We start from the raw sequence: 24156 nt of genomic DNA on the forward strand, positions 1-24156 counted from the left end.
GGATCCCGATGCGCTTCGCCGACCAATGGACGTCCAGCACGGTGACGGCGATCCGCGATCTCGCGCCGTCGATACGCGAGATCGTGCTGCAGCCCGATACGCCGATGCCGTCGTGGCGGCCCGGCAGTCATATCAACGTCAGCTTGCTGATCGACGGGCAGCCGCAAACGCGCAGCTATTCGCTGGTCGGCGTCCGTCCCGAGGGTGAGTTACGGATCGCGGTGCGACTGGCTGACGACAGCCGCGGCGGTTCGCGCGCGATGTGGGCGCTGCGGCCGGGCGCGCGGATCGAGATCTCCCACCCGATCTCGTTGTTCGAGATCGATTGGAGCCGCCGCGACTATTGCCTGATCGCCGGCGGGATCGGCGTCACGCCGATGCTGGGCATCGCGGCGGCGCTGTCGCGCAAGAACGCTACGCTGACGATGCATTACGCGGTGAAATCGCATCGCGAGGCCGTGCTGCGCGACGAACTGGTCGACTTGCTCGGCGACCGGCTGCGGCTCCATGCCAGCGACGAAGGCGCGCGGCTAGATCTCGACGCGACGTTCCGCGCCCTCCCCGCCGACGCCGTCGCTGTTTTGTGCGGGCCGCTACGCATGCTGGACGCGGCGCGGCAGGCCTGGAGCGACGCCGGACGCGCGGCCTGCGATCTGTGTTTCGAGACCTTCGGCTCCAGCGGACGATTGCCGACTTCGGAATTCCGCGTGCGGGTGAAGGCGTCGGGCGCGGAAATCCTGGTGCCGAAGGACCGCTCGATGCTGGATGCGCTGAACGCGGCCGGCTACGAGGTGATCGCCGACTGCCGGCGCGGTGAATGCGGGGTCTGCGCGATCGACGTGGCGGCGGTCGAAGGCGAGATCGACCACCGCGACGTGTTCTTTAGCGCCGATCAGCGCACAGGGAACACGAAGATGTGTCCCTGCGTGTCGCGCGCGCAAGGCATTGTCACCGTCGACACGCTGTATCGCGCCGACCGGGTCTGACCGCCGCGCGACGACGGCTTTAGCGCCAGCCTTCGTGTTCTTCCAGCGGCTGGTCGCAAGTCCAGTCCGGCCGCAGCATGAACCGACAGCCCTTCTCGAACGGCAGCAGGCCGACCTGCCGCGAATCCTGCACGATCTCAATCGACCAGTCCCGCGGAACCGAGGGCTGGTGCTGGATCAGCCGCTGAATCACCCCCGCGGCGAATAGCGTGGCGTCGATATCGTCGGCGAGCGCCGCGCCGTCGTGGCCGGGGCCATCGACGCGGTTGATCGGATCACGCACATGAAAGCGATAGAACGGCATAAATGTAACATTGCCGGGCCTGGCGGACTTGCAAAATGATGTAAATCAATTCGAAGACGCGCTCGCGATGATTTTTTAGGCGATTAGTGTGCTGTTACCAATTCCGAACTTGATCGAGATCAAGCCAGATCCGGCTTTCCGGGCACGGTCCGTTCGTTGAGCTGATAGTTCAGATGCGCCTTCACGGTCGGCCACTCGGCGGCGACGATGCTGTAAACCACGGTGTCGCGCAAGGTTCCGTTCGGCGCGATCTGATGATTGCGCAGGATGCCGTCCCGCTTGGCGCCGAGCCGCTCAATGCCGCGCTGCGACTGGTGGTTGAAGAAGTGGGTGCGGAACTCAACCGCGATGCAGTTCAGCTGTTCGAAGGCGTGGGCAAGTAGCAGCAGCTTGCATTGGGTGTTGAGGCCGGTGCGCTGCACCCGCTTCGCATACCAGGTCGAACCGATCTCGACCCTGCGGTTGCCGGCATCGACGTTCATGTAGGTCGTCATGCCGGCGATCCGGCCGTCGGCGTCGCGCACGGTCCACGGCAGCATCGCGCCCTGGGATTGCAGCGCCAACCGGCGCACAATCTCCGCGTCCATGTTCTCCGGCCTCGGCACGAAAGTGTACCACAGCTTCCACAATTCACCGTCCTTCACCGCCTCGATCAGCCCGTCGCGATGCGACGGCGCGAGTGGCTCCAGCGTGGCATGAGGACCGCTGAGGGTGATCGGGTCGAGCCAGGGCATCGGGTGGTCCTTTCAAAGGCGGTGCAACGTCATTGCGCGGAGCTCTTGCGACGAAGCAATCCAGTCTTCGCTTGCAGCCCTGGATTGCTTCGCGGTCTTTCGGCGCTTCGCGTCGAAGCGCTCGCTCGCAATGACGGCATCAGGCGACATTGCCACGCGTCATAGCATCAATTGTTGAGAAAATTCAGCGGTAGGCCGCCGCGCGGCCAGTCCATCGCGACCAATTCACCCCGGCCCGACAGAGTGATGTAGGCTGTCTTCAGCCCCTCGCCGCCAAAGGCGATGTTGGTGGTAACGCGATCGCCGGTCGGCACCTGCTCCACCAGCGTGCCGTCGGGCGCGATCACCGAGATGCAGCCCGAGATCAAGGTCGCGACGCAGACATTGCCGCATGCTTCAACGGCGAGCGAATCGAACATCTGGTAGCCGCCGAGTCCGGCGATCGGCTTGCCTCGTTCGCCGCGGTAGATCACGTCGCGCGGCTTGACCTCGCCGGGCGCCGACAGTTCGAACGCCCACAGCCGGGCGGTCGGGGTCTCGGCGGCATACATCGTGGTCTCGTCGGGCGACAGGCCAATGCCGTTCAGCGGCAGCGTGCCGAACACCTGTTCGGTGATCTCGGCCATGCCGGGCTTGATGTAGTAGGCCGCACCGACATCCATGTCGCGGGCGCGGCGCTTGCCGAGGTCGGTGAACCACAGCCCACCCTGCTTGTCGAACACCAGATCATTCGGTCCCTTCAGCGGATGCTCGCCGCATCTGTCGAACACCGTCTCGACCTTCCCGGTCGCCAGATCGACGCGCTGGATCGAGCCGCCGATATATTCGTGCGGCTCCGGAGCGCCGGGCATGATGGTGCCGCGCGACGGAAACCAGCCGAAGCCGCCATTGTTGCAGATGTAAATCTTGCCGTCGGGGCCGAGCGCCGCGCCATTGGGGCCGCCCGGAATCTTGGCGACGACTTCCTTGCGCCCGTCGGGCCACACCCTCGTCAATTGCTGCGCCCTGATCTCGACCAGGATCACCGAACCGTCCGGCATCACCACGGGGCCTTCGGGGAATGCGAGATCGGTGGCGAGAACGCGAATGTCGGACATGAATCCTCCCGGGTTTTTCTTGTTTGCAGGGCGGATTGCAGCGGTCCCGCACACGCAATTTGATCCGGCGATGTTACGGCAAGTCGCTCGCCATTGCCAAGCAACGCGGCAAATTCCGCAGAGCGGGCAATCGCGGCGCTGCGACACCACGACAGCACGACAGCACGACACGATAGCAACGCCGTTCCAATCGTGCATACTCGCCTCGCTCACAAAGGCCTCGGCGATCCGCTGCCCGACGGCGGAAGCCGCAATCAAGAAACGTCAGGAAGGACGACAAGGACGATGATGAAAACTCGCCTCAATTACGGGATCACCGCTGCGCTCGCCGCGATGCTGCTCGGCGCGCTGACGAACGGCGCCGACGCGCAGAAGAAATACGATCCCGGCGCCACCGACACCGAGATCAAGGTCGGCAACATCATGGCTTACAGCGGGCCGGCATCGTCCTATGCGTCGATCGGCAAGACCGAAGCCGCCTACTTCAAGATGGTCAACGGTCAGGGCGGCATCAACGGCCGCAAGATCAATTTCATCTCGCAAGACGACGGCTACAGCCCGCCGAAGACCGTCGAGCAGGCGCGCAAGCTGGTCGAGAGCGACGAGGTTCTGCTGCTGTTCAATCCGCTCGGCACCGCGACCAATTCGGCGATCCAGAAATACATGAACGCCAAGAAGGTGCCACAGCTGTTCGTCTCCAGCGGCGCGTCCAGGTGGGCCGACCCGAAGAACTTTCCGTGGACCATGGGCTGGTCGCCGAGCTACCAGAGCGAGGGCCGGATCTGGGCCAGCTACATCCTGAAGAACCACCCCGACGCCAAGATCGGGATGCTGTTTCAGAACGACGATTTCGGAAAGGACTATGTGACCGGCCTGCGCCAGGGCCTCGGCGACAAGGCCGACAAGATGATTGTCTCCCAGGTCGCGTTCGAGACCACCTCGCCGACGATCGATTCCCAGATTGTCCAGATCAAGGCGGCCAACCCCGACATCTTCCTCAACATCGCCACGCCGAAATTCGCCGCCCAGGCGATCAAGCGGGTCGCGGAACTGGGCTGGAAGCCGATTCAGCTCCTCGTCAACGTCTCCCAATCGGTGAGCACAGTGATGAAGCCGGCCGGCTTCGACAACGCGCAAGGCATCATCAGCGCCGCCTACATGAAGGACCCCAACGATCCGCAGTGGAAGGACGATCCGACCATCAAGGAATGGCATGCCTTCATGGACAAATATTACCCGGAGGGCGACAAGGGCGACATCTACACGGTCTACGCCTTCGGCGTCGCCAGGACGCTGGCGCATGTGCTGGCGAAATGCGGCGACAACCTCACCCGCGACAACGTCATGAAGCAGGCGACCAGCCTCGATTTCGAGGTCGGCGTCTACCTGCCGGGAACGCGGATCAAGACCAGCCCGACCGACTACAGCCCGCTCGAGCAATTGCAGATGATGCGTTTCAAGGGCGAACGCTGGGAACTGTTCGGGCCGATCATCAGCGGCGAGAAGAACGACTAGGCGTCATTGCGAGCGAAGCGAAGCAATCCAGCGGCACCAAGCGCTGAGCCTTCTGGATGGCTTCGTCGCTTCGCTCCTCGCCATGACGAGAGGGGGACGCTACTTCGCACCGTCCTTGGCCGGCGCGACGTCTTTCGCCGCATCCTTCGCCGCCGGCGCGTCGGTCTTCTTCTGCGCCGCCTGCAACTGCTCGACCGTCTTCTGCAATGCCACCACGGCGGCCTTGAGGCTCTCGATTTGCCGATTCGCGGCGTCGAGTTTGGTCTGATGGTCGAGTGCGAGCTTGCCGATCGTGGCGTGCAGGAAGTTGACGTTGCTTTGCAGGCAAGAGGTGCGGCGCTCCATGGTCTTTTCGACGGTGCAGATTTCGATCCCCGGCACGTCCTGCGCGCAAGCGCCGGCGACAAAACCGGCGGTCAATACCGCCACACCAACGCTCCGGCCGATCATCGCTCGCTCCGTGGCATAGGATTGCCCGACGCAGCCAAGCCGGTTCGGCCGTGGCGTGTCAACGGAGTTCACCGCCGCGACCGGCTGCTGCTCGCGGATTGCCGGGCGCAGCCATCCGTGAAAGACTCCGACCATGGAAGACTGCTTCGTCTACGTGCTCGGCAGCGCCGGCGCCAACCGTTATCTGACCTACGTCGGCTGGACGCTCGATCTCGATCGTCGTCTGGCGCAGCACAATGCCGGCACCGGCGCACGCTCGACCCGCGGCCGCAGCTGGGTGCTGATCCATTGCGAACGCTACGCCACGCGGCAGCAGGCAATGAGCCGCGAGTGGCATCTGAAGCGCGACCGGGCATTCCGCAAGAGCCTCGTCGAGCAGGCGAAACGCAACATCCAAAAACCTCATTCCGGCGTTGAGGTTGGATCACCTTCGCTTCCGGCATGACGGCGTGAGGTCCGACGGCAACCCGCGTCGGCCATTTTCGAAAGGGAGCGTCAGCAATGGCAACGCGTGAGCGGCGGCTGGCCGAGTTCAACGGCAATGGCGATCCCGCGCCGGATCAATCGGTGCAGGTGCTGTGCGAGGATCACAGCGGCACCTATCAGCTGCCATTCGCCTGCCGGCTGATCGACGGCGAATGGCGCAACGCCGAATCCGGTAGCCTGGTCGAAGCCACCGTGGTCGGCTGGCGCCTGCCGCGCTGGTGAAATGCGGACTTAATTCTGGCACGCGGATTAATGTCCCACAATGAGACAGGGTTCCTTCCATATTTTAGGGTTTGGAACGTGTCCGGAACGAAACGCGCCCGAATCAGCCGAGCGGCGATGTTCTCTTCGTTCACCCCCAACATCCTGCCAACAAGACACCGGATCGGCACCAAATGCAGAGCAGCCTTCGGCGGCGCCATTGCGGCGGCCTGGTCATCGTTAACCGGCAGCTTCGTCCGTGCCGGCCAAGCGTCACGCGGGTGAACGCTGCACCTCGGCAAACGATGTCCCGGAACGCGACTTGGATCGCGCCGCTCGTTAAGCTTTGGAACGCGCCCGGAACGAAACACGCCCGAATCGGTTTCCGCGCGATGTTCCCGCGGTTCACCCCCAACATCTCGCAAGCCTGATCGGGCCGGACACAAGATGCGTCGACGCCTGAAGCCCTTACGACCGGGATCGCGAGCAAATCGTTAACCGGCCGGCAATCACCTTTTCCCGACCATGTCGATCACTTCCAGGGCGTGACCGGCGGCACCTTGTCGGTCGCCGGCGGCATGTCGACGGTCTTGAAATCGGCCGGGCTGACGATCTCCAGATATTCCATGTCGGGCGAGTAGTCGTACAGGTAGTGCACGATCCCCGGCCGCTGGTGCACGACGTCGCCGGCCTGCACCAGGGTCGGCTTGTCCTCGTACATGAACCGCGCCCAGCCCTTGGTCATGATCACGATCTGGAAATCGCAATCGTGACGGTGCCAGCCGGTGCCGTCTTCCGGCGGCATCTCGGAGTTTGCCTTGACCAGATGACAGATCACCTGCCCCCCGGTGGCGTCCGCAATGCCGAGGTCGCGATACAGAAAGAAATCGCGCAGCCCACCGCCGGTGAACTCGGTATCGCTCGGTTTGACGTGAGAGAATTTATTGACGACAGCGTGCTGGTTCATCGAAGCCTCCACTGTGTTGAGTCATGCAATCGCGACGACCCGCGTAGTGACCAAATGATCAGCAGCACGAAAGCCGCGGGTTTGCTGAGTTTGTTGCTATGCGAAAATCACGCCAGCAGTCGTCTGGACGACAACCGGATCAGCGATCTTGGCATTGCGAGCCGAGGTCGACGCGGCGCGCCGACCGAAAGCCGAGCAATCCAGCGGCTTCTTGTGCCGCCCCGGATTGCTTCGTCGCAAGGGCTCCTTGCAATGACGAACTCACAGGCGCGATCTTGTTGGGCTCATGTCGAGTAAGGCTTTGACGTGAAGTTGAGCAAGGCCTGCAAGATTGTTGAGCCCGTCGTGGCGCCGGAACAAGCGCCACGCTGCTTAATATTCGACCTCGAGTTCCTCGATCTCGGCCGGTTCATTGCGTGCGGCTTCGATCCACTCCTGCATCTCCGGCAGTCCCATGATCATATTGGCATAGCTGGCAAGTTCAGAATCCAGCTTCACATCGTAGGTCTTGAACCGCGTCACCACCGGCGCGTACATCGCGTCCGCCATGCTGCGCTGGCCGAACAGGAACGGCCCGCCTGATTTGCTTAAGGCTTCGCGCCAGATGGTGCAGACCCGATCGATGTCGGATTGCGCCCGCGACCAGATCTTGAAGCCGGGGAAATGTCCCTTGAGATTGACCGGCAGCGAGGCACGCAAAGTGGTGAAACCGGAGTGAATCTCGCCGCAAATCGAGCGGCAATGCGCCCGCGCGATGCGTTCCGACGGCAGCAGGCCGGCATTCGGCATGATCTCGTTGAGATATTCGGCAATCGCCAGGGTGTCCCAGACCACCGCGCCATCGTGGCGCAGACAGGGAACCAGGATCGAAGACGACAGCAGCAGGATTTCCGCCCGCGCCGAGGCGTCATCCGGCGAGGTGATGATTTCGTCGAACTCCAGACCGGAAAATTTGGTCAGCAGCCAGCCCCGCATCGACCATGACGAATAGTTCTTGCTGCTGATCGTGAGTGTGGCCTTCGCCATGGCGTTCTCCCTGTGACACAACCTGACATTGGCGCCCTAACCGGGCGCGCAAGCATATTCGCATTCCCGCCCGCGCTCCAACTCGCGTCCGAAGCAGCAAACCATGTGCCAGTTTCCTGGGCGATTTGACTTCGAGCTGGCTTCGATATTGCATGAGCACCAGACCGGGAGCGCAGGAATAATGATGTCAATGATGTATCAGGCCTATCAGAACCACATGGACATGGCGGCGCCGTGGCGCACCGGGGCCGCATCGGCGCTGAAATATCTCAACCTGATCCCGCCCGATGTCTCCCGCCAGGCGTTCGGGCGACTCGCCGCCGCGCTGGAACTGATCTCGCGCTCGTCGCTGACCTATCGCCGCCCGGCCTATGCGATCAAGCCGGTGATGGTCGGCAACCGCGAGTTGGAGGTCACCGAGGAAGTGGTGTTTTCGACCCCGTTCGGCTCGTTGCTGCACTTCAAGAAGGAGAATTCGCCGGAGCAGCCGAAGATGCTGCTGGTGGCGCCGATGTCGGGGCATTTCGCCACGCTGCTGCGCGGCACCGTGCAGACGCTGCTGCAGGATCACGACGTCTACATCACCGACTGGCACAATCCGCGCGACATCCCGCTGAGCGCCGGCGGCTTCAGCCTCGCCGACTACACCGACCACCTGATTCAGTTTCTCAACGTGCTCGGACCGCGCTCGCACATGGTAGCGATCTGCCAGCCCTCGGTGTCGGCGCTGGCCGCCGCCGCGATCATGTCGGAGGACAATCATCCGGCGCGGCCGGCCAGCCTGACCCTGATGGCCGGCCCGATCGATACCCGAATCCTGCCGACCAAGGTCAACGACTTCGCCAAGAGCAAGCCGATCAAGTGGTTTCAGGACAACTTGATCAATTTCGTGCCGTTCCAGTGCAAGGGCGCATTCCGCAAGGTCTATCCCGGCTTCATCCAGCTCACCGCTTTCGTGTCGATGAATCTGGAGCGCCACGTCAAATCCCACGTCGATCTGCTGGATCATCTGGCCAAGGGCGAGACCGAGAAGGCCGACACCATCAAGACGTTCTATGATGAGTATTTCGCCGTGATGGATCTGCCGGCGGAATTCTATATCGAGACCGTCCGCGACGTGTTCCAGGAGCACCTGCTGCCGCAGGGCAGACTGATGCATTACGACCGCCCGGTGAATCTGGGCGCGGTCAAGCGCATGGGGCTGATGACGGTGGAGGGCGAGAAGGACGACATCTGCTCGATCGGCCAGACGCTGGCCGCGCAGGATCTCTGCACCGGGGTGCGCACCTATCGCAAGGTGCATCACATGCAGGCCGGCGTCGGCCACTACGGCGTGTTCAGCGGCCGGCGCTGGAACAACGAGATCTATCCGCTGCTACGCGATTTCGTTCACGTCAATTCGTGAGCGCAGCACCGCGGCCGGGGAAGCCGACGGAAGCTCCGATAGGAAAACCAATTCTGAATTGATCGCGCGCCGCTAAGGCCGCACGCCGCTCGTCATTCTGTTTTATTTCCAAAGCCTTGCAGCCGGAATGTGAGGCATCGCGGCAAGTCGCGAGACCGGAATCTTTAAACCGCTGCATGAAGTTGTTACAACGCCGATTGAAGCGGCGGACGCGCCACAAGCAGCGCTCGCCCCGCTTGCGGGGCGATGTGCAGCAACCAGTGTATGATCAGAAATCTTTCAGAATGCTCAACTACGCCGCGCCGCGCGTCAGGTTCAGCACCTTGTTGCGATGCACCACCGCTTCCTTGGCCGCGGCGGACTGGGTGAACATCTCCAGTTCGGTCTCGTCCTCGACGGTGACCGGGGTCAGCGCCTGGTCCATGTACTCCGCCCGCCGCGGATCGCGCGCGATCTTCATCGCAACCCGGCTGAGCTTCCAGGCGGTGGCGAGGATCATGCCGGTCTTGTAGACGAGTTCGAGCCACAGCCGCGGCCAGAACAGCAACGCATTCTCGCGCTTCAGGCTGGGCCTGCGCTCGGAGGGGTGCCGCAGCCGGAAGATCCCGCTCTGCAGCGGGTGCACCTTCTCCATCGAAAGCGACAGCGAGAAGATCAGCAGCAGCTTGACCATGCTGCTCAGCTTGATCTTGGTGGCGGCGGCGCGGCGCAGCAGCGTTTCGATATGCGCCGGCTCGTAATATTGCTCCCAGACCTCCTTGTAGATGTCTTCCCACTCCGCCTTCGACATCTTCGGATGCGCGGTGCAAACATGCTCGAGGTCGTAATTGTTGAGATCGGGGTCCATCGCGATCCCGGCCTTCCACAGCGTCTGATGATCCTCGGAGCCGGGCAGCGGGGTCAGGCAGAAGAATTCCAGGATGTCGATCGGCAATTCGCGCTTGATGATGTCGATATCGGCGCGGATGCTGTCCGGCGTATCACCCGGGAAGCCGAGGATATAGCCGGCCAGGGTGATGATGCCCTGCGCCTTCCAGGCCAGCAGCATCGCGCGGTATTCGGTGATCTTGTTTTGCCGCTTCTTGGCCTGCAGCAGATTGTCCGGGTTGATGTTTTCCAGCCCGAGAAACACCCGCGTCAGCCCGGCGCGCTTCGCCTTCTCGATGAAGTTCGGGATCTTGTGACACAGCGTATCTACCTGGATCAGCAGCCCGAGCGGAATGCCCTGCTCTTCCCGCAGCCAGATCAGCCGGTCGAGGATCGCTTCCCAATCCCGGTTGCGGGCGAAGTTATCATCGGTGATGAAGAAATTGGAAACGCCCTGCGCCCAGTTCTGCCGCACCAGCGCTTCGATATCGTCCGGCGAGCGGAACCGCGACTTGCGGCCCTGCACATTGATGATGGTGCAGAAAGAACATTGATACGGGCAGCCGCGGCCGGCGTCGAAGCTGGCATTGCGGCCCATGGTGCGCTCGACGTTGACCAGCGGCAGGAACGGCACCGGCGTGCCCTCGATCCCGGGGAGATCATTGAGGTAGTTGTAGACCGGCTGTAATTGTCCGGCGACGGCGTCCTGCAGCAACAGGTCGAGGCGGCCTTCAGCTTCGCCGGCGAAGATCGACACGCCCATGTCGCGGCAGGCATCGAGATCGACCGCCTTGCCGTCGAGCATCGCCAAGCATCCCGAGACGTGAAAACCGCCGATCGCGACCTGCACCCCGGCGTCGCGGAACGGCTTGGCGATATCGAGCGCGCGCGGATATTGATTGGACTGCACCCCGATCAGCGCCACCAGCCCGAAATTGTCGTGATCGGACAGGCGCTTCAGCAATTTCGGAATATCGATCCTGGTGTTGAACTCATCGATCGCCTCGATGTCGATTTCGACGTCCGGGCCGAGCGCATGGTGCAATGCGCTGTCAGTTCCGATACCGTAGACGCTGGCCAGCGAATTCGACGGGATATTGGCGCGCCACCAGCGGATCACATAGCCGTCTTCGCCATAATGCGACGGCTTCAGTAGCAGCAATTGAAACCGGCGCTTGGGCCGTGATTCAGAATTCGACACGTCGCCACCCTCAGCAATATGAGGAGATGAAAATCGACCTTGCGGCAGAATACTGGAAATTAGTGTTGCCGGCCCCCGGGCGCCGCCGCAAGTCCAATCGCCGGGAAATACACCTGAAACCTGGCTTTGCCGCCCGGTCGTGACCGAAATGCCGCAACCCGACGGGAACCCAGCGGCACCTTGCGGTACCAAGACGCCAGCGCCTTCATCTCGGCTTACCGATCGGATTTGCGACGCTGCGGACCGACATGCTCAGTCCTTGGCGCGGATATAGGGCTCGACCGGGCCGACGACCTTGATAGTCAGCGGATTGCCGAAGCGGTCCTTCGCGCTGCCCGCAGTGACGCGGATCCAGCCTTCGCTGACGCAATACTCCGCGACGTTGGTCTTTTCCGCGCCCTTGAAGCGGATGCCGACGTCGAGCGCGAGAACTTCCTCGTTGTAGAACGGGCTTCTCGGATCGGTGGAGAGGCGGTCGGGCAGTTGAATCGTCATCGCGTCGTCCTTCGCAGTCATAGCAGCGCCTCGATTTCCTTGGTGAGCGAGTCCGGCGTCGCGGTCGGCGCATGGCGCGCCACCACCTTGCCGGACCGATCGACCAGAAACTTGGTGAAATTCCATTTGATCGCCGAGCCGAGCAGCCCGGTCTTTTCGCCCTTCAGGTAGTTGAACAGCGGGTGGGCCTTGCCGCCATTGACGTCGACCTTGGCGAACATCGGAAAGGTCACGCCGTAATTGCGTTCGCAGAACTGCTCGATCTGCGCGGCGTCGCCGGGCTCCTGGCCGCCGAACTGGTTGCACGGAAATCCGAGCACCGAGAATCCGCGCGGGCCATAGGTCTTCTGCAGCGCCTCGAGGCCCTTGTATTGCGGCGTGAACCCGCAGGCGCTGGCGGTGTTGACGATCAGCAGCACCTGGCCTTCGAACTGCTTCAGCGGCAGTTCCTTGCCGGCGAGCGTATTGGCTGAGAAATCATAGATCGAGGCCATCTTGGGTTCCGCCTTGTTGTTCAGATCACCGGATCGATCGGCGATGATGGCGCGCCGCCGGCCTCGACCGCTTCGCCGGCCAGCAGGCACAGATCCTCGCGATAACGCCCGGCGACGATCTGGACGCCGACCGGAACGCGGCCGACCAGCCCGGTCGACACCGTCAGCGCGGGTAGTCCCATGAACGGAATCGCCACCTGCGGCATCTGCGCCTGCCACACCCGCTTGAACGACGCGTCGTCGCGCAGATCGAGCGCCTGCGGAAACGGCAATTCGCCGGACACTGGCATCACCAGCACGGCATAGCTCTCAAAGAAGAGCTGCCATTCGCGGGTCAGCGTCGCGCGCCTGGTCAAAATTTTCGAGAACGCGGCCATATCGTTGATGACCTTGTCGCGGTTGCCGCGCAGGCAGGCCAGCGCGCCGGGATCGCCCTCGCGCTCGGCGGCATCCAGCATCGCCTCGTAGCCGTCGCCGAGCCAAAGCCGGGTTTGCAGCTCCGCGGCTTCGCGTAGCGGCGGCAAGATTTGCAGCTCCTCGACCTGCCATCCGGCGCGCGCGAGCCGGCGGCCGGCATCGGCCACCGCATCGCGAACCTCGGCAGCGGTCTGCAGCCCATCGGGTGCCAGGCACAGCGCGGCGCGCTTCGGCGCTGGCGGACCCTGCAGCGGCGCCGGCACCCACCACGGATCGCGCGGATCGGCCTGCGCCATCGCGGCCAGCCCAAGCCGAACGTCGCCGATCGTGCGTCCCAGCGGACCCGACACCGCGGTGATCTGCGGCCCGATCGGCCGCTCCGGCGACGAGGCATTGAACGCCGCGATCCGGCCAAGGGTCGGCCGCAGCCCGTGGACGCCGCAGGCATAGGCCGGATAGCGGATCGAGCCCGCGATGTCGGTGCCGTGCGCGAGATGCCCGATGCCGGCGGCGAGCGACGCGGCAGCGCCTCCGGACGATCCTCCGGGCGTGATCGAGGGATCGCGCGGGTTTTTGGTCTCGCCATGAATCTGGTTGTTGGTGAACCAGCGAAACGAGAACGCCGGGGTATTGGTCTGGCCGAGAATCACCGCGCCGGCGCGGCGCAGATTGTCGACCACCGGGCTGTTGCTGCGTGCGATCAGATCGCGCTGCAGCGCGAGGCCGTTGGTGGTGGCGAACCCCTGCAGATCGATATTGACCTTGACGGTGACAGGCACGCCGGCCAATGGGCCAAGGTCGTCATTGCGCGCGAACGCCGCGTCGATCGCGTCGGCCTGCGCCAGCACCTCGTCCGGCTTGTGATCAATCACCGCGTTGATCGCCGGATTGACCGCGTCGAGCCGCGCCAGCGCCGCCTGCGCCGCCTCGCGCGCCGACAGCTTTCGCGCCCGGATCAGCGCCGCCAGTTCCGCGGCCGGGATTCGCCAGATGTCCTGCATGATCACTCCGTTGCGCTGCTGGCTTGATATCGCAGCCATCACCGCAACGCCAACGCGAATTCGCGCACAGCCTCAATGCCGGGTCCGCGGCGCCTCCGCTATATCGAGAATCGCCTCGCTGAACGGAAATTCCAGCACCACCTCGCCGTCCTCGTCAGTCACTTCCAGGCTGGCGCTCAGAAGTCCGGCCTGTTCGCCTTCGGATTTCAAGATCTGCCGAATCGTGGTTCGCGCCACTTCCCAGGCGTGATCGGGATCGCGCAACAGCTCGCCCTCGGAATCTAGGATCAATTCGTTGCCAATCTTGGTGTTGAAATAGTATCGCGGCATCGTCGAGGTTCCCGTTGTTCACCCTAGTAGGTGATGCCGCGCAGCGCGATCCGCAACCCGCCCTGCGGCAAAGCCCGCTCGCAAAGCGCGCGGTTTCGCGCTAACCAAACCGGATGGCGCCCGAAGCAGAAGCCGCGACACCCCCCGCGAAGACCAGCGACCGTCCCGCGCCGTTGACGTCGCAAATGCTGCCGGTCGGCGACGGCCACGAGATCTACGTCGAAACCGCGGGCAATGCCGACGGGCTCGCCGCGGTTTATCTGCATGGCGGCCCCGGCAGCGGCTGCCAACCCGACCACCGCAGGCTGTTCGATGCAGAGCGGTTTCACGCGGTTTTGTTCGATCAACGCGGCGCCGGGCGCAGCCGGCCGAAGGGCGGGCGCGACGCCAACACCTTGCCGCATCTGATCGCCGACATGGAGCTGATCCGCGCGACCTTCGGCATGGAGCGCTGGATCGTGGTCGGCGGTTCGTGGGGCGCGACGCTGGCGCTGGCCTATGCTCAGGCCCATCCCGAACGGGTCAGCGGCATCGTGCTGCGCGCAACGTTTCTCGGCACGAACGACGAACTGCACGCCGCGTTCCTGGAAAATCTGCCGCGGCTTTATCCCGCTCTCAATGAGGATTTCCTCGGCGTGTTGCCGGAGCACGAGCGCGCCGCGCCGCTCGAGGCGTATTGGCGCCGGCTTCTCGATCCCGACCCGGCCGTGCAGGCCCCGGCGGCGCGCGCCTGGGGCGACACCGAAAGCATCCTGTCGCAGATCGCGCCGAGCCGGACGAGGCTCGATCTGGCGACGCTAAGCGACGCGCGACCGCTGCCGGCCACGCCGTTCATGGAAGCGCATTACTTTTCAAATGGATGTTTCATGAAGCCGCGGCAATTGCTCGATCGAGCGAGCGCACTGGCGGGGATTCCCGGCATCATCGTGCAGGGCCGCTACGATCTGCTGTGTCCGCCCGCGACCTCGCACGCGCTGGCCTCCGTGTGGCCGGACGCGGAGGTGCGCACCGTCGCAGGCGCCGGGCATTCGCTTTACGACCCCGGCATCCGCGACGCGGTGATCAAGGCGATCGCCGACCTGGCAGACATGATCACCGAATAGGAGCGCAGATGCCGCTGGCCGGAACCGGAATGTTGCTGACGTCGATGGATATCGATCCGGCCGACGAACTCGATTTCAATCGCTGGTACGACCGCGAACATCTGCTGGAGCGGGTCGCGATTCCGGGCTTCATCGAGGCCCGGCGTTATGTCGCGCATCGGGCCAGCCCGAAATATCTCAGCCTGTATTCCACCCAGACCTTCGAGGTGCTGAGCAGCGCCGCCTACAAGACCGCGCTGGCGAACCAGACCGCGTGGTCGAACAAGAACATCGCCAAATTCCGCAACATGATCCGCGGCGTCGCCCGCATCACCACCAGCCGCGGCCGCGGTCGCGGCGCCTGGCTCGGTCTGGTCCGGATTCGTCCCGGCGCCGGCCACGCCGACGCCCTGCGCGCCGGCATTCTCAAGCAGCTCGAACCGGAGCTGCTCGACGGCATCATTTCTATGCACCTGATGGAAAACGATCCCGCGCTGTCGAAGCCGCTCACCGGCGACACCGAGGCGCCCGGCGCCGGCGACTGGTTCGTGCTGATCGACGGCACCTCGCCCGCAGCGTTGGAAGCCGCCATCGACGGCGTTTTCGACGGCATCGTCAGCGCCACCGCCTCGACCCTGGTTTCGGTCGGGATCTACACCCTGCTGTGGGACCTAGCGAAGGCCGAAATCTAGCGCGCCGGAAAATACTTTTAATATACTTGCATGCGGAAGTACATTGCGTTATCCATGGCGCATGACGACACCTCCTGTCACCGCGATGCTGCGGCTGTTGCGCGCGCAATCCGTTCTGGAAGCGCGGTTGAGCCCCGAGCTCGGCTCGGTGCATGGTCTTGGGCTGAACGAGCTGCTGCTGCTGATGCAGCTCGGTCGCGCGCCATTGCACCGGCTGCGGCGGGTCGACCTCGCCGCGCGCCTGAACACCAGCCAGTCGACCATCACAAGGATGACGGCGCCGCTGGAAAAGACCGGGCTGGTGAAGCGCGAATCCGATCCGCGCGATTCCCGGGTCGGCTACGTCGCCTTGACCAAGACCGGCCGGACCCGGGTCGCCGAGACCGAAATCACCTTGCAGCGGATGGCCGAGGAGATCTTTCGCGACCGCTGGAGCGACAAGGACATTGCCACGCTTGCCGGCCTGCTCGGCCGCTTCACCGCCACGCTGCCCGGCGACATCGCTTGACGCACGCAGCTGGCGCAATCGAACCCAAAGGAATGCTGAAATGAAACTCGAGGCCGGACAGGTGGCGGTGGTGACCGGCGCCGCAAGCGGAATCGGATTTGCCATCGCCACAGCGCTGGGCCAGCGCGGGCTTGCTGTCGCCCTCGCCGACATCGAAGCCAAAGCGCTGGATCAGGCAAGCAGGCGACTCCAGGCCGAAGGAATCGACGCACAACCCTTCGTCTGTGACGTCGCCGATGCCTCCGCCGTCGAGACGTTGGCGGCGGCGGTCATGGCGCGTTTCGGCCGCGTCGACCTGCTGGTCAACAATGCCGGCGTCGGCGGCTTTCTCGGGCCGCTGTGGGACAGCCATCCGAACGATTGGAGCTGGGCGTTCGGCGTCAACGTGTTCGGCGTGGTCAATGGCCTGCGCGCATTCCTGCCGCGGATGCTGGCTGGCAAGGGTGGCCATGTGGTCAATGTCGCATCGCTGGCCGGCCTCACCGCGCCGCCGTTCCTGAGCACCTATGTGGCGACCAAACATGCGGTGGTGGGGCTGTCGGAAAGCCTTAAGCAGGAGCTGGCGGCGATCGGCTCCGGCATCAAAGTCTCGGTGGTCTGCCCCGGCGTGGTGCAGTCGCGGATCGCCGACTCGGAGCGAAACCGGCCGGCCGACCTCGCCGCCGCGGTGAAAACGCCGGCCGCTCTGCTCGACCGCATCCGCGCCGCCTTCGCGCAGGCGATGGCCGACCCGATGCCGACCGACGAATTGGCGAGGCGCGTGCTGGCCGGGATCGAACGCGACGATTTCCTGATTCTGACCCATCCCGACCAAAACCCGCAGATATTGCAGCGGCTTGTGTCGATCGAGCAGAGCGTCGGCCGCAATCCTCCGGCCGCCGGCCATTGAACGGCAGCGACGCCTGGCGCGACACAATCCTGACGACGACTTGACGGCGACGTCGCTGCTGTGAGGCCACCGCACGACATCGCTGACCGTTCGATGATGAGGATCATGTCATGCGAGGCGCCCTCCCCCTTGCGGCCCTGGCCGCGACCATCATGACCCTGTCGCTGGCAAGTGCCCGTGCCGACGACGGCGATCATCCGATCGATCCCGCCCGGCAGGCCGCGTTCGATACCCGGATCTTCGGCAAGCCAGTCGGCGCCGACAACGCCTATGCGTGTTTCGCCCGCCGCTACGATGCCGACCATCTGGCGCGGCATCCGCAGCAGAAGGTCGCCGCCATGAAGCTGCTGGTCAGCGCGGAGAAATCGCCGGACGACGGCGCCGAGACCTATTCGTTCACGCTCAATTTCAATTACCGCCACCGCAAGGCCAATTTCGAGTCGAGCGGCTCCTGCCGCCATGTCGTCGCCGACGACAAGGGCGGCGAGATCCAGCTCGGCTGCGGCGTCGATTGCGACGGCGGCGGGATTTCGATGGCGCTGGCGGACGACGACCAATCCACGCTGGTCAGCCTGGAGCGGATCCGGATCTGGCAGAAGGACAGGCCGGACGAGGAAACGTACCATGAGCTGGTCGCCGGCGCCGACGACAAGTCGTTCCGGCTGCAGCGCGTCGAGCTGCGCGACTGCGACGCGCTGATGCCCGAGCGCAAGATCGTGGCGTCGACCGAGCCCTGAGCGGATCGCAGATCGCACCAGCCGTCCTCGCCACTCCGGGAGCCCGCCATGCATCGACGCAAATTATTGTCCGCCGCTTTGTCGTCGCTGGGGGCCGCGCTGCTCGCCGCCGCTAGCCGCGCCGAAGCCGCACCTGCTGAAACCGCCCCGGCCGAGACCGCCCCCGGCAAGCTCAAGGTCGTCTACCACCTCAGCGATCACGACAAGGTCGGCTTCGTGCTCGGCAACATCCGCAATCACATCGACGGCGTCGGCGGCCCCGATCATGTGACCATCGCCCTGGTGGTGCATGGCCCGGCGCTGCGCTCGTTCCACGCCGACAAGGCCAATCCCGACGTCAGTCGCCAGATCGGCGGATTTTCCAGCGCCGGCGTCGAACTGGCCGCCTGCGGCAACACCATGAAGGGGCAGAATGTGACCCTCAAGGACCTGTTGCCCGGCTTCGTCAGCGCCGAGCATGGCGGCGTGGTGCGGATCGCCGAGCTGCAATCGCAGGGATACCTCTACCTTCGGCCGTGAGTCGCTCGCGGCCGCCGCATTCGCGCCGATCGGGCTGTTATCCCAGCATCACGCGATTGCGATAGGGCTCGGGTTGGAACCGTTCGGCCGCTGATACGTCAACCTTTAAGGGTATTCGGCCGCGCGCCATGCGCCGCCGAACGACGTGTTGACAAGGCTCGGCTCCCGGACGGAAATGGCCCCGAGGCTGCATCGCACAAACAATGAACAAGGCATCATGAACCCCGTCAAAGCGCTCGAACAACATGGCCAGGCTGTCTGGCTGGATTTCCTTGCCCGCGGCTTCATCGCCAAGGGCGACCTCAAGAAGCTGATCGATGTCGACGGCGTGAAGGGCGTGACCTCGAACCCGTCGATCTTCGAGAAAGCGATCGGCAGCTCGGACGAATATGACGGCGCGGTCAGCCAGGCTTTGCAAGCCGGCGATCGCCCGATCGGCGAATTATACGAGGCGCTGGCGGTCGAGGATATCCAGCACGCCGCCGACGTGCTCCGCCCGGTCTATGACCGGCTCAAGGGCACCGACGGCTTCGTCAGCCTCGAAGTGTCGCCCTATCTCGCGCTGGACACCAAGGGCACCATCGTGGAGGCCGAACGGCTGTGGCGCGAGGTCGATCGCCGCAACCTGATGGTCAAGGTGCCAGCGACGCAGCAAGGCCTGCCGGCGATCCGGCATCTGATCTCCAAGGGCATCAGCATCAACGTCACCCTGCTGTTCTCGCAGAAGGTCTATGTCCAGGTCGCCGAGGCCTATCTCGACGGCCTTGAGGCCTATGTCGCCGGCGGCGGCGATCCGTCCCACGTCGGCAGCGTCGCCAGTTTCTTCGTCAGCCGGATCGACAGCGCGGTCGACAACGAACTCGACGACAAGATCGCCAAGGCCAATGATCCGAGCGAAAAGGCGCGGCTCGCGGCACTGAAAGGCAAGATCGCGATCGCCAACGCCAAGCTCGCTTATCAGGACTACAAGCGGCTGTTCTCCGGCGAGCGCTGGAAGAAATTGGAAGCGCGCGGCGCCAAGCCGCAGCGGCTGTTGTGGGCCTCGACCGGCACCAAGAACAAGGCCTACAGCGACGTGCTCTATGTCGAGGAACTGATCGGCCCCAACACCGTCAACACCGTTCCGCCTGCGACGCTGGATGCGTTCCGCGATCACGGCAAGCTGCGCGACAGCCTCGAGGAAAACGTCGACGACGCCCGCGCCGCGCTGGCCGGGCTCGCCAGCGCCGGAATTTCGCTCGATGCCATCACCGACAGGCTGGTGATCGAGGGCGTGCAGCTGTTCGCCGACGCGTTCGACAAGCTGCTCGGCGCGGTGGCGCACAAGCGCACTGCGGTGCTCGCCAGCGGCATCAACCGCCAGACCATCGCGCTCGGTGACGATCTCGCCAAGGCGATCAAGGACAGCAGCGAGGCGTGGCGCGCCGCCGGCACGATCCGCAAGCTGTGGGAACGCGACAGCGCGATCTGGACCGGCACCGACGAAGACAAATGGCTCGGCTGGCTCGACAGCGCCGCCGCCGAGAAGGCGAAACTCGCCGCCTACAAGGACTTCGCCGGCTGGGTGCAGCAGCAAGCTTTCACCGATGCGGTGGTGCTGGGCATGGGCGGCTCCAGTCTCGGCCCCGAGGTGCTGGCGGAGACCTTCGCGCAGCAATCCAGCTTTCCGAAATTGCGCGTCCTCGACTCCACCGATCCCGCGCAGGTGCGGGCGATGGACAGATCAGTGAATCTCGCCACGACGCTGTTCATCGTCTCCAGCAAATCCGGCGGCACCACCGAGCCGAACGCGATGAAGGACTATTTCTACGCCCGCGTCAGCGAAGTGGTCGGCCCCGACAAGGCCGGCGGCCATTTCGTCGCCGTCACCGATCCGGGCTCGTCGATGGAGAAAGTCGCCAAGCAGCAGGGTTTCGCGCGGATCTTCCACGGCGACCCCACCATCGGCGGACGCTATTCGGTGCTGTCGCCGTTCGGCATGGTGCCGGCGGCCGCCGCCGGCATCGATCTGGCACGCTTTCTCGATCTGGCGCTGGCGATGGTGCGCTCCTGCGGACCCGACGTGCCGCCTTCGGAAAATCCCGGCGTCCAGCTTGGACTTGCGATGGGCTGCGCCGGGCTCAAAGGCCGCGACAAGGTCACCATCGTGTCGTCGCAGGCGATCGCCGATTTCGGCGCCTGGGCCGAACAGCTGATTGCCGAATCCACCGGCAAGGACGGCAAGGGCCTGATCCCGATCGACGGCGAACCGCTCGGCGAACCCGCCGTCTACGGCACGGATCGCTTGTTCATCGATCTGCGCACCGAAGGTGAGACCGACAAGGCGCATGACGACAAGCTCACGGCGCTGGAAAAGGCCGGGCATCCGGTGGTGCGGATCGTGCTGCAATCGCCCGATCACATCGGCCAGGAATTCTTCCGTTTCGAGATCGCCACAGCGGTGGCGGGCGCGATCCTCGGCATCAATCCGTTCAATCAGCCCGACGTCGAAGCCGCCAAGATCAAGACCCGCGAACTCACCGGCGCTTTCGAAACATCCGGCAAGCTGCCGGCCGAGACGCCGGCGCTCTCCACCGCGCAGGCCGATCTCTACACCGACGACGCCAACGCCGCGGCGTTGCGCAAGGCCGGCGCCGATGGCGATCTCGGCTCGTGGCTCTCTGCGCATTTCGCCCGCTCCAAGGCCGGCGACTACGTCGCGCTGCTGGCCTATATCGAGCGCGACCACGATCACATCGACATGCTGCAACACATGCGGATGGCGGTGCGCGATCGCAAGCACGTCGCGACCTGCGCAGAATTCGGCCCGCGCTTTCTGCATTCCACCGGCCAGGCCTATAAGGGCGGGCCGGACTCAGGCGTGTTCCTGCAGATCACCGCCGACGACAGCAGTGACCTCGCCGTGCCCGGCCAGAGCGCCAGCTTCGGCGTGATCAAGGCGGCGCAGGCACGCGGCGATTTCGACGTGCTGACCGAACGTGGCCGCCGCGCGCTGCGGGTTCATCTCAAGGGCGACCTCGCGGCCGGCCTGAAGATGCTCGACGCCGCTCTCCACGCGGCGTTGAATTAGGAACTTAAATTTGAGATCGTCATTGCGAGCGCAGCGAAGCAATCCAGAGCGATACGGCAAGGACTGGATTGCTTCGTCGCTTCGCTCCTCGCAATGACGGGGACAACGGCAATGCCACACAGGGAGACGCCATGCAGCTCGGCATGATCGGCTTGGGACGAATGGGCGGTAACATTGTTCGCCGTCTCATGAGGAACGGCCATCATGCCGTGGCGTATGATCGCGATCCGAAGGCGGTCGACGCCCTCGCCGCCGAAGGCGCGGTCGGCGCCAGCGGGCTGGAAGATCTGGTCGCCAAGCTGACCGCACCGCGCACGGTTTGGGTGATGCTACCCGCGGGCAAGATCACCGAGACAACGATCGATGCGCTGGGCAAGCTGCTGTCGCCCGGCGACGTCATCATCGACGGCGGCAACACCTTCTGGCAGGACGACATCCGCCGCGCCAAGGCGCTGAAGGAAAGCAAAATCCACTATGTCGACGTCGGCACCAGCGGCGGCGTCTGGGGCATCGATCGCGGCTATTGCATGATGATCGGCGGCGACAAGGCGGTGGTCGACCGGCTCAATCCGATCTTCGCCACGCTGGCGCCCGGCATCGGCGAGATTCCGCGCACCCCGGGTCGCGACAGCCGTGATCCGCGCGTCGAACAGGGCTACATTCATTCCGGCCCGGTCGGCGCCGGCCACTTCGTCAAGATGGTGCACAACGGCATCGAGTACGGTTTGATGCAGGCCTATGCCGAGGGCTTCGACATTCTCAAGAACGCCAATATCGAGGCGCTGCCGAGCGAGCACCGGTTCGATCTCGATATCGCCGACATCGCTGAAGTGTGGCGACGCGGCAGCGTGATCCCGTCGTGGCTGCTCGACCTCACCGCCTCGGCGCTCGCTGACAATCACACGCTCGATGAGTATTCCGGCTTCGTCGAGGATTCCGGCGAAGGCCGCTGGACCGTCAACGCCGCGATCGACGAGGCGGTGCCGGCCGAGGTGCTGACCGCGGCGCTGTTCGCCCGGTTCCGCTCGCGCCAGCAGCATACATTCGCTGAAAAGATCCTCTCGGCAATGCGCGCCGGCTTCGGCGGCCACAAGGAACCGCAACAGCATCCCGACGCCGCCAGGCAGGCCGCGCCCGAAATCCTGAAGCCCAAGGTGGATCGATCGTGACCAGCCAGGACACCGACCCGATCCTTGCCGATGGTTGCGCCTTCGTGATTTTCGGCGTCACCGGCGATCTCGCCCATCGTCTGGTGATTCCAGCGCTGTACAATCTCGCCGAAGCCAAGCTGCTGCCGGAGAAATTCTGCGTAGTCGGCATCACCCGCAAGGAAATGTCGAGCGAGGATCTGCGCGCCAGCCTGATGCAGGGGTTGCGGCAATTCGCGACCCGGCCGGTTGACGACACTGTCGCCGACCGACTGTTGTATTGCGTGACCGCGGTCAGCGCCGACCCTGGCGATCCGGACTCGTTCGATCGGCTGCGCGAGCGGCTGGAAAAGCTGGAGGCGGCGCGCGACACCGGCGGCAACCGGCTGTTCTACCTGGCGACGCCGCCCGACGGCTTCGCGCCGATCAGCGAACAACTCGGCCGCGCCGGACTGTTGCGCGAAGACGGCACGGCGTGGCGGCGGCTGGTGGTCGAAAAGCCGTTCGGCACCGATCTCGCCTCGGCCAAAGCGCTGAACGATCACCTGCTGCAGATCGTCAGCGAGCACGAGTTGTACCGGATCGATCACTATCTCGGCAAGGAAACGGTGCAGAACATCCTGGTGCTGCGCTTCGCCAACGGCATGTTCGAACCGATCTGGAACCGCGATCACATCGATCACGTGCAGATCACCGTGGAAGAAAAGCTCGGCGTCGGTCACCGCGGCAGTTTCTACGACAAGACCGGCGCGCTACGCGACATGGTGCCGAACCATCTGTTCCAGCTGCTGTCGCTGGTGGCGATGGAACCGCCGGCGCATTTCAACGCCCACGCGGTGCGCTCGGCCAAGGCCGACGTGCTGGCGGCGATCCAGCTGCAGAGCGAAGCCGAGGCTCTGCACAATTCGGTGCGGGCGCAATACACCGCCGGCCGCGTCAACGAGACCGACATCGACGACTACCGCGACACCAAGGACGTCGCTCCTGACAGCACCACCGAGACCTATGCGGCGCTGAAGCTGACCATCGACAATTGGCGCTGGGCCGGCGTGCCGTTCTATCTGCGCACCGGCAAGGCGCTCGGCGCCAAGCGCACCGAGGTGGCGATCAAGTTCAAGCAGGCGCCGTTCGCGATGTTTCGCTGCACCCCGATCCAGCAATTGTCGCAGAACTATCTGGTGATCGGGATTGAACCGGTGGAAGGCATCTCGCTGCAATTCAATTCCAAGGTGCCGGGCCCCACTATCGCCATCGACGGCGTCGAGATGACCTTCAAGTACAAGGACTATTTCCATGTCGCGCCGAGCAACGGCTATGAGACGCTTTTGCACGATTGCATGATCGGTGATAACATTCTCTTCCAGCGCGCCGATGGCGTCGAAGCTGGCTGGCGCGCCGTGCAGCCGTTCCTCGACGCCTGGAAAAAGGCCGGCGCCAAGGGTCTGCAAACCTATCGCGCAGGCAGCGAAGGCCCCGACGATGCCGACACCTTGCTGACGCGTGACGGCCGCAACTGGCGCGAACCGGGCTAGACC

At 64.1% G+C, this 24156-nt stretch carries 25 protein-coding genes; 14 read left to right on the plus strand and 11 right to left on the minus strand.

All coding sequences use genetic code 11. The annotated features are described in order from the left end of the window. Positions 1-8: 8 nt before the first annotated feature. Positions 9-986: a PDR/VanB family oxidoreductase gene (locus HXX15_RS16020; protein ID WP_296517286.1), complete on the plus strand. Its 978-nt coding sequence runs from the start codon at positions 9-11 to the stop codon at positions 984-986. Positions 987-1005: 19 nt separating this feature from the next. Here the strand turns inward: HXX15_RS16020 and HXX15_RS16025 are convergent, their stop codons facing one another. The 3 genes from HXX15_RS16025 to HXX15_RS16035 all read right to left on the minus strand — a co-directional run bounded on the left by HXX15_RS16025 (position 1006) and on the right by HXX15_RS16035 (position 3121). Further along, positions 1006-1290 (minus strand): hypothetical protein, encoded by a 285-nt coding sequence (locus HXX15_RS16025; RefSeq protein ID WP_296517287.1) that lies wholly within the window; start codon positions 1288-1290, stop codon positions 1006-1008. Positions 1291-1409: 119 nt separating this feature from the next. Continuing rightward, complete coding sequence (locus HXX15_RS16030) at positions 1410-2024, minus strand: GNAT family protein (RefSeq protein WP_296517288.1); 615 nt, start codon at positions 2022-2024, stop codon at positions 1410-1412. A gap of 167 nt (positions 2025-2191) precedes the next feature. Then, on the minus strand, positions 2192-3121 hold the full coding sequence (locus tag HXX15_RS16035; RefSeq protein WP_296517289.1) for an SMP-30/gluconolactonase/LRE family protein: 930 nt from the start codon (positions 3119-3121) through the stop codon (positions 2192-2194). 288 nt (positions 3122-3409) lie between these two features. Between HXX15_RS16035 and HXX15_RS16040 the strand changes: the two genes are divergently transcribed. Then, a complete protein-coding gene (locus tag HXX15_RS16040; protein WP_296517292.1) occupies positions 3410-4636 on the plus strand; it encodes an ABC transporter substrate-binding protein in 1227 nt (408 codons plus the stop codon). A gap of 99 nt (positions 4637-4735) precedes the next feature. Here the strand turns inward: HXX15_RS16040 and HXX15_RS16045 are convergent, their stop codons facing one another. Then, entirely contained in the window at positions 4736-5086 is a 351-nt protein-coding gene (locus tag HXX15_RS16045) for a hypothetical protein (RefSeq protein WP_296517295.1), read from the minus strand. A gap of 133 nt (positions 5087-5219) precedes the next feature. Here HXX15_RS16045 and HXX15_RS16050 point away from each other — a divergent pair, with 133 nt between their 5' ends. Both HXX15_RS16050 and HXX15_RS16055 read left to right on the plus strand, forming a co-directional pair. Beyond that, complete coding sequence (locus HXX15_RS16050) at positions 5220-5531, plus strand: GIY-YIG nuclease family protein (protein ID WP_296517298.1); 312 nt, start codon at positions 5220-5222, stop codon at positions 5529-5531. Positions 5532-5587: 56 nt separating this feature from the next. Beyond that, entirely contained in the window at positions 5588-5794 is a 207-nt protein-coding gene (locus HXX15_RS16055; RefSeq protein ID WP_296517300.1) for a hypothetical protein, read from the plus strand. A 511-nt stretch (positions 5795-6305) separates the two neighbouring features. On the opposite strand, the gene HXX15_RS16060 is transcribed toward HXX15_RS16055, so the two are convergent. Then, complete coding sequence (locus HXX15_RS16060; RefSeq protein WP_296517302.1) at positions 6306-6740, minus strand: cupin domain-containing protein; 435 nt, start codon at positions 6738-6740, stop codon at positions 6306-6308. 372 nt (positions 6741-7112) lie between these two features. After that, a complete protein-coding gene (locus HXX15_RS16065; protein WP_296517303.1) occupies positions 7113-7766 on the minus strand; it encodes a glutathione S-transferase family protein in 654 nt (217 codons plus the stop codon). Positions 7767-7947: 181 nt separating this feature from the next. Between HXX15_RS16065 and phaZ the strand changes: the two genes are divergently transcribed. Continuing rightward, positions 7948-9171 carry a polyhydroxyalkanoate depolymerase gene (phaZ, locus tag HXX15_RS16070; protein ID WP_296517304.1) on the plus strand — a complete coding sequence of 408 codons (1224 nt, stop codon included), beginning with the start codon at positions 7948-7950 and terminating at the stop codon, positions 9169-9171. A gap of 292 nt (positions 9172-9463) precedes the next feature. Here the strand turns inward: phaZ and HXX15_RS16075 are convergent, their stop codons facing one another. From HXX15_RS16075 to HXX15_RS16095, 5 genes are all read right to left on the minus strand, one after another. Next, positions 9464-11239: a radical SAM protein gene (locus tag HXX15_RS16075; protein WP_296517305.1), complete on the minus strand. Its 1776-nt coding sequence runs from the start codon at positions 11237-11239 to the stop codon at positions 9464-9466. A 252-nt stretch (positions 11240-11491) separates the two neighbouring features. Continuing rightward, positions 11492-11734 (minus strand): DUF3297 family protein, encoded by a 243-nt coding sequence (locus HXX15_RS16080; RefSeq protein ID WP_296517307.1) that lies wholly within the window; start codon positions 11732-11734, stop codon positions 11492-11494. A gap of 17 nt (positions 11735-11751) precedes the next feature. Further along, complete coding sequence (locus tag HXX15_RS16085) at positions 11752-12228, minus strand: glutathione peroxidase (RefSeq protein WP_296517309.1); 477 nt, start codon at positions 12226-12228, stop codon at positions 11752-11754. 20 nt (positions 12229-12248) lie between these two features. Then, the gene (locus tag HXX15_RS16090) at positions 12249-13646 is read right to left on the minus strand and encodes an amidase family protein (RefSeq protein ID WP_296517600.1); all 1398 of its coding nucleotides are present in this window, start codon (positions 13644-13646) and stop codon (positions 12249-12251) included. Between the two features lie 72 nt (positions 13647-13718). After that, positions 13719-13976, minus strand: a complete 258-nt coding sequence (locus HXX15_RS16095; protein ID WP_296517311.1) for a hypothetical protein — start codon at positions 13974-13976, stop codon at positions 13719-13721. A 113-nt stretch (positions 13977-14089) separates the two neighbouring features. Here HXX15_RS16095 and pip point away from each other — a divergent pair, with 113 nt between their 5' ends. The 9 genes from pip to zwf all read left to right on the plus strand — a co-directional run bounded on the left by pip (position 14090) and on the right by zwf (position 24153). Then, entirely contained in the window at positions 14090-15079 is a 990-nt protein-coding gene (gene pip, locus HXX15_RS16100; RefSeq protein ID WP_296517313.1) for a prolyl aminopeptidase, read from the plus strand. Positions 15080-15087: 8 nt separating this feature from the next. Then, positions 15088-15750: a DUF4286 family protein gene (locus HXX15_RS16105; protein ID WP_296517315.1), complete on the plus strand. Its 663-nt coding sequence runs from the start codon at positions 15088-15090 to the stop codon at positions 15748-15750. Positions 15751-15811: 61 nt separating this feature from the next. Then, a complete protein-coding gene (locus tag HXX15_RS16110; protein WP_296517317.1) occupies positions 15812-16258 on the plus strand; it encodes a MarR family transcriptional regulator in 447 nt (148 codons plus the stop codon). A gap of 40 nt (positions 16259-16298) precedes the next feature. Beyond that, positions 16299-17147, plus strand: coding sequence for an SDR family NAD(P)-dependent oxidoreductase (locus tag HXX15_RS16115; RefSeq protein ID WP_296517319.1), 849 nt, complete (start codon positions 16299-16301; stop codon positions 17145-17147). A gap of 110 nt (positions 17148-17257) precedes the next feature. Then, entirely contained in the window at positions 17258-17884 is a 627-nt protein-coding gene (locus HXX15_RS16120; protein ID WP_296517320.1) for a hypothetical protein, read from the plus strand. Positions 17885-17932: 48 nt separating this feature from the next. Continuing rightward, positions 17933-18403 carry a DsrE family protein gene (locus HXX15_RS16125; protein WP_296517321.1) on the plus strand — a complete coding sequence of 157 codons (471 nt, stop codon included), beginning with the start codon at positions 17933-17935 and terminating at the stop codon, positions 18401-18403. 217 nt (positions 18404-18620) lie between these two features. Then, positions 18621-21473 carry a bifunctional transaldolase/phosoglucose isomerase gene (locus tag HXX15_RS16130; protein WP_296517322.1) on the plus strand — a complete coding sequence of 951 codons (2853 nt, stop codon included), beginning with the start codon at positions 18621-18623 and terminating at the stop codon, positions 21471-21473. A gap of 131 nt (positions 21474-21604) precedes the next feature. After that, positions 21605-22642, plus strand: a complete 1038-nt coding sequence (gene gnd / locus HXX15_RS16135; RefSeq protein ID WP_296517323.1) for a phosphogluconate dehydrogenase (NAD(+)-dependent, decarboxylating) — start codon at positions 21605-21607, stop codon at positions 22640-22642. After that, entirely contained in the window at positions 22639-24153 is a 1515-nt protein-coding gene (zwf, locus tag HXX15_RS16140; protein WP_296517324.1) for a glucose-6-phosphate dehydrogenase, read from the plus strand. Before gnd ends, zwf begins: the two co-directional genes overlap by 4 nt. Positions 24154-24156: the final 3 nt, after the last annotated feature.

Origin of the sequence: Rhodopseudomonas sp., from assembly GCF_013377015.1 — a bacterium.
In the GTDB taxonomy this organism is placed as follows: domain Bacteria; phylum Pseudomonadota; class Alphaproteobacteria; order Rhizobiales; family Xanthobacteraceae; genus JARJEH01.